4 protein-coding genes and 2 pseudogenes are annotated in these 5,162 nt (G+C 71.4%); 2 read left to right on the forward strand and 4 right to left on the reverse strand.

Features of this window, described 5'->3' with window-relative positions; genetic code table 11:
* From EYA84_RS25905 to EYA84_RS25920, 4 genes and pseudogenes are all read right to left on the reverse strand, one after another.
* Positions 1–421 (reverse strand): annotated as a pseudogene (locus tag EYA84_RS25905) (CDP-glycerol glycerophosphotransferase); the annotation flags it as partial.
* 33 nt (positions 422–454) lie between these two features.
* Positions 455–1,960, reverse strand: coding sequence for a bifunctional cytidylyltransferase/SDR family oxidoreductase (locus EYA84_RS25910; RefSeq protein WP_131056211.1), 1,506 nt, complete (start codon positions 1,958–1,960; stop codon positions 455–457).
* Positions 1,961–2,125: 165 nt separating this feature from the next.
* On the reverse strand, positions 2,126–2,926 hold the full coding sequence (locus tag EYA84_RS25915) for an ABC transporter ATP-binding protein (protein ID WP_131056216.1): 801 nt from the start codon (positions 2,924–2,926) through the stop codon (positions 2,126–2,128).
* A gap of 10 nt (positions 2,927–2,936) precedes the next feature.
* Positions 2,937–3,836: an ABC transporter permease gene (locus EYA84_RS25920; protein ID WP_131056213.1), complete on the reverse strand. Its 900-nt coding sequence runs from the start codon at positions 3,834–3,836 to the stop codon at positions 2,937–2,939.
* A 167-nt stretch (positions 3,837–4,003) separates the two neighbouring features.
* Between EYA84_RS25920 and EYA84_RS25925 the strand changes: the two genes are divergently transcribed.
* Complete coding sequence (locus tag EYA84_RS25925) at positions 4,004–4,642, forward strand: TetR/AcrR family transcriptional regulator (protein WP_131056214.1); 639 nt, start codon at positions 4,004–4,006, stop codon at positions 4,640–4,642.
* A 181-nt stretch (positions 4,643–4,823) separates the two neighbouring features.
* Positions 4,824–5,162: pseudogene (locus tag EYA84_RS25930) on the forward strand (hypothetical protein); the annotation flags it as partial.

Raw genomic sequence — 5,162 nt, forward strand, 5'->3', positions numbered from 1 at the left:
CTGCCAGGGCGGCGAGCAGCCCCGCCACCGCGTCGTCGAGCCGGGCGGCGACCTGCGGCACCCAGGTGCGTACCGGCAGGTTGGCGACGCGGATCTCCAGGTTGCCGGCGGTCCGCAGCGGCCCGGTGACCAGCACCAGCCCGAGCAGCACGAGGGCGGTGACCGCCAGGATCGGGTCGAAGCCGCCGTCGAGCTGCCGGGCGTAGCCGACCAGGATCCCGGCGGCGAGCAGAGCGGTCTCCGCGACGCTGTCGGCGCCCGGTCGGACCCGGCGCTCCCAGACGGTGGCGGCGAGCGCGGCCACCGCCAGCCCGAGCCCCCAGGCGGTCGCGCCGGTGAGCGCGAGCACCAGGAACGCCAGGACCGCCCCGCCGGTGGCCAGGCCCCGGGCGGCCAACTTCGTGACCAGGTCACCACGCATTTCGGCGCTGCCTTCGTGCTCGTCGTCGGCGGGTCAGCCGACGCGGGTGCCGCTGCTGGGGGCGTCGGCCTGGGTGGGTACCGGGGCGGGGGTCGACGCCTCGCCGGGCGGCCGGCGTACGTCGATCACCTGGCCGGTGAGTTCCGAGATCAGCACGTCCAGCGAGGCCTGGGCGACGGTCTCGGCGGCGAGCAGGGTGTTCTCGGGCTCCGCGCCGAAGGCCTTGGTCCGCATCGGGGTGGCGGTCCGCTCCGGGTTGATGATGTTGACGCGTACGCCGAACTCGGCCCACTCGTCGGAGAGCGCCTGGGTGAGGTTGACCAGCGCGGCCTTGGTGGCCGAGTAGAGCGCGTAGTCGGCCCGTCCCCGGGTGTACGAGCTGGAGGTGTAGAGCAGGAGCTGGCCCTTGGTCTGCTGGAGGTAGGGCAGGGACTGCCGGGCGACGGTCACCGGGCCGACGAAGTTGACCTGGAGCACCCGGTCGATGGTCTCCTGGTCCATCTCGGCCAGCGCGCCCTTCTCCAGGATCCCGGCGGTGACCACGACGTGGTCGATCCGTCCGGTGGCCTCGAAGGCGGTCCGCAGCGCGGCCTCGACGTCCTCCGGCCGCTCCACGTGCGTGCCGGTGCTGGAGCGGCTGAACGGGAAGACCTGGGCGCCGTGGCGGCGGGCCAGCTCGGTCAGGTCGTGGCCGATGCCGTAGCTGCCGCCGAAGACGACGATCGTGCGGCCGGTGACCTCTTCGCTGTACGACCGGTGGTCGGTCAGCCGGGGCACCTTGGCGGCGGCGAGCTGGAACAGCTTGTCCGCCAGGTGCACGTCGACCGGGTGGGTGACCTTGATGTTCTCGTCCGAGCCGTCGATCACCTTGATCGGCACCTCGGGCAGGTAGCGCAGGACCACACCGCAGTCGTCGGTGGCGGCGAAGTTCGGGTCACCCTCGGCCAGCCGGTACGCCTCCCGGATGGTGGTCGACCGGAACGCCTGCGGGGTCTGGCCCCGGCGCAGCGTGGCGCGGACCGGGATGTCGGTGATGCACTCGTCCTCGTCGACCTGGATGATCGTGTCGGCCGACGGGATGGCCACGTCGACCGCCGCGTACGTCCAGAGGGCGTTCACGCACTCCCGGACGATCCGGCCGCTGAGCAGGGGTCGTACCGCGTCGTGGAAGAGGATGTTGCAGTCGGCCTCGCCGACGGCGTCCAGCGCGACCCGGGTGGTGGCGTTGCGGGTGTCGCCGCCCTCGATCACCTTGGTGACCTTGCGGAAGCCGGCCTTGTCGACGATCCGCTGCGCCTCGTCGACGTGCCCGGCGGCCATCAGCACGATGATCTCGTCGATCTCCGGCGCGGCCTCGAAGACGGCCAGGGTGTGCTCGATGATCGGCTTACCGGCGATCTTGAGGAGCTGCTTGGGGATGCCGAGGCCCAGTCGCGTGCCGGTGCCGCCGGCCAGCACCACGGCCACCGTCCGCGAGGGTCGCCACGGTGCCGGGCTCTCCGGCGGGCTGCCCGGGTCGGTGGTCTGGTCCTGCGTCATTGCCGGTCCTCGCTCTCGGGGGTACATGGCTCGGTGAGGTGGTGTGGGGTGGGGGGTGTCGCCGGCGCCGGCGACGGGTTGAACCTTAACGCGCGGACCGCGCCACCCCAACGGGCCGACGCGGTCCGCGCGACGCCGTACGGGCGTCGGACGTTCGCCCGGACTCTACTTGCCGTTCGTGAACGCCTCGTAGGCCTTCAATACCTCGGCGGTCGGTCCGTCCATCCGGATCAGGCCCGATTCCAGCCAGACTGTCCGTTCGCAGGTGTCCCGGACCGAGGAGAGTTGGTGGCTGACCAGGAACACCGTGCCGGCGCTCTCCCGCAGCTCGCGGACCCGCTTCTCGCTGCGCTTGCGGAACGCCTTGTCGCCGGTGGCCAGCGCCTCGTCGATCAGCAGCACGTCGTGCTGCTTGGCCGCCGCGATGGAGAAGCGCAGCCGGGCCGACATGCCGGAGGAGTACGTCCGCATCGGCAGGGAGGCGAAGTCGCCCCGCTGGTTGATCCCGGAGAACTCGATGATCTCCGGGAGCTTGCGCTGCACCTCGGCCGGGCGCATACCCATGGCCAGGCAGCCGAGCGTGACGTTGCGCTCCCCGGGCAGGTCGTTGAGCAGCGCCGCGTTCACCCCGAGCAGCGACGGCTGCCCCTGGGTGTAGATCGCGCCGCGCTCCACCGGCAGCAGACCGGCGATGGCCCGCAGCAGCGTCGACTTGCCGGAGCCGTTGGTGCCGATCAGCCCGATCGCCTCACCCCGGTACGCGGTGAAGGTGACCCCGCGCACCGCGTGCACCTCGCGCACGTTCGGCGCCGAGGAGCGGCTCATCATCCGCTTGAGCGCGGCCACCGGGCTGGTGTTGCCGGCGGCGCCCTTGTGCACCCGGTAGACGATGTGCGCGTCGTCCACCACCACGGTCGGGATCCGGTCCTGGATCCGGGGGAGGGTGACCGTCACGTCGTTGGACATCTCGAGGTGATCAACCACGACCGTACTCCTGTTCGCCGCGCCAGAAGTAGAGGTAACCGCCGATGCCCATCACGACCGCCCAGCCGACCGCGATCAGCCAGGTCAGCGGCAGCGAGTCGTTGAGCAACGGGGTCTCCTCCAGCAGGGCGCTCCGGGCCAGCTCGATGTAGACCAGCATCGGGTTGAACTGCACGATCCCGGTGGCCCAGCCGGGAAGGTTCTCGGAGAACAGCGTCACGCTGTAGAGCACCCCGGAGCCGTACATCCAGGCCCGGAGCACGAAGGGCATGACCTGCTTGAGGTCGGTGGCCTTGGCGCCCAGCCGGGCCACCACCATGGTCAGCCCGGCGTTGAAGACCGTCTGGAGCAGCACCGCCGGCACCAGCATCAGCCACATCAGCGTGATCGGCTCGCCGGTGGCCACCACGATGCAGACCAGCACCACCAGCGAGCCCAGGAGTTGCTGGAACTGGGTGGTGGTGATGGCCAGCGGCAGGCAGGCCCGGGGGAAGTGCAGGGCCCGGATCAGGCCGAGGTTGCCGCTGATCGCCTGGGTGCCCTGCTGCACCGTGGTCTGGGTGAAGTTGAAGATGAACAGACCGGTGGTGAGGTAGGCGATGAAGTTCGGGATGCCCCTGCTCTGCTCCAGCACCACGCCGAAGATCAGGTAGTAGACCGCCGCGTTGGTCAGCGGGGTGAGCACCTGCCAGAGCTGCCCGAGTCGGGCGTTGCTGAACGAGGCGGTCAGCTTGGCGTTGGCGTACGCGGCGATGAAGTGCCGGTAACGCCACAGCTCACCGCTGTAGCGGCGCAGTGAGGGCCGCTCGCCGGCCACCCGCAGGCCGTGGCGGGTCGCCAGCTGCGCGGGAGTGAGGCCGGAATCGGGGTCGGCCAGCGCGGTGTTGGCCATGGGGATGGGCGCTCCGATCTGTCGTGCGGCGGATACGTTCGCGACGATGGAATCTAGCGTGGAGCGCCGCCTCGCCGCTGCGTGGACAGTAGTCCGAAAGACGTCGGGACGCAACCGTACCGTCGTTGCGCTACATTGTTCCTCGTGACAGTCGAGAGAAGTCCCAGGTGACGACCGGGAAGAGGCGTACGCCGGCCGGTGCGGCAGTGCTCCGTGGCGAGATCACCACGGCCATTCGCCGTGCCCTGATGCAGGAACTCGCGGCGGTCGGCTACGGCCGGCTCTCCATCGAGGCGGTGGCGCGCCGGGCGGGCGTCAGCAAGACCGCCATCTACCGCCGGTGGAACTCGAAGCTCGACCTGGTGCTGGAGGTGGTGGCCGCCGCTGCCGGTGGTCGGCTGCCCGCGCTGGACACCGGCAGCCTCCGCAGCGACCTGGTGTTGCTGTTCCAGGTGGTGGCGCACGCCCTGCGGCATCCGCTCGCCGTGCAGATCATTCCCGACCTGCTGGCCGAGGCGGCCCGCAACCCGACCATCGACGAGACCCTCCAGCAGGTGTTACGCGCCCGGCAGCACGAGGTCGTCGGCCGGTTGATCGGCCGGGCGGTCGAGCGCGGCGAGGTGTCCGCCGACATCGACCGGGACGCCGCGGTCGACCTGATCGTGGGTCCGCTGTACTGGCGACTCGCCGTCGCCCGCGCCCCGCTCACCGACAGCTACCTGGAGACCCTGGTCGAGTCGGTGGCACGCGGGCTCGGCGGCCCCGACCCGCTGCCCCGGCCGAGGGCGGCCCCGACCGGGGGTTGAGCAGGCCCGACCCGGGGTACCGCTGGCGGGAGTCGGGCATCGGGTCCGCGCGTCGCTGCGCGTCGCCTCGACTCGACATCCGGGATGACTACGCTCGGTGTGGTTCGCGGGGTCTGCCAGGCGGCCGTGGAGTGTCCAGCCGCACCCGCCCGTACGACGACGACAAGGACGCAGTGTGTCGATGACCGACCAGACCGTCGCCGAGCCCGCTCCGGCAGCGGCCGACGGACCGACCGGTCCCGCCTCGCCACCACCCGGCCCGCAGCCGTCGCCCTGGCGGCACCTCCGGGCCGGGCTGCGCGGGCTCGGGGCCGGGATCGCCGCGATCCCGGCCGTGCTGACCGACGTCGCCGTGCTGGCCTTCGCGCTCTGGACGCTGCTCTATCACCTCGCCCTGCCGCTCGGCTGGGCCCCGTCGTCGACCCTGCGGATCTGGCTGGTGACCGGCCCGGCGCTGGCGCTGCTCGCGGTGCTGGTGCGGGTGGGCCAGTGGGCCTGGCGGCGTCGGGCCGTCCGGGCC

Origin of the sequence: Verrucosispora sp. SN26_14.1 (assembly GCF_004307965.1) — a bacterium.
GTDB lineage: Bacteria > Actinomycetota > Actinomycetes > Mycobacteriales > Micromonosporaceae > Micromonospora.